Origin of the sequence: Cellulosimicrobium sp. CpK407 (genome assembly GCF_051844275.1) — a bacterium.
Taxonomy (GTDB): Bacteria; Actinomycetota; Actinomycetes; order Actinomycetales; family Cellulomonadaceae; genus Cellulosimicrobium; species Cellulosimicrobium cellulans_G.
This window is the reverse complement of record NZ_JBGNYC010000112.1, coordinates 1-396: the sequence shown is the minus strand read 5'-3', so window position 1 is coordinate 396 and position 396 is coordinate 1. Positions and strand designations below refer to the sequence as shown.

Genomic DNA, 396 nt, shown 5'->3' with positions numbered 1-396 from the left:
CGCCGGGGGGTGGGTGATGGTCGGGGCGGGTGTGCCGGACCTGAGCGTGGTGATTGCGGCGTTCGACGCGCAGGACACGCTGGACGAGCAGCTGGACGCGCTCGCGGAGCAGGATGTGGGGTTCGCGTTCGAGGTCCTGGTGTGCGACAACGGGTCGCGCGACGCCACGCCCGCGCTGGTGCGCCGCCGTCAGGAGCGCGAGCCGTGGCTGCGGCTCGTGGACGCCTCGGCGCGGCGCGGTCCGTCCGCGGCGCGCAACATCGGTGCCGGGCACGCGCGGGGCAGGTTCCTCGCGTTCTGCGACGCGGACGACGTGGTGGGCCAGGGCTGGCTGACCGGGATGCACGACGCACTCCAGGACGACGAGTTCGTCACCGGCAGCTGGGAGGGAGACCG

1 protein-coding gene is annotated in these 396 nt (G+C 74.0%); it reads left to right on the top strand.

Annotated features, from left to right (window positions below; genetic code table 11):
• Positions 1-46 precede the first annotated feature (46 nt).
• A partial coding sequence (locus ABWU78_RS20945; protein ID WP_439159401.1) for a glycosyltransferase family 2 protein occupies positions 47-396 on the top strand: 350 nt, incomplete at its 3' end.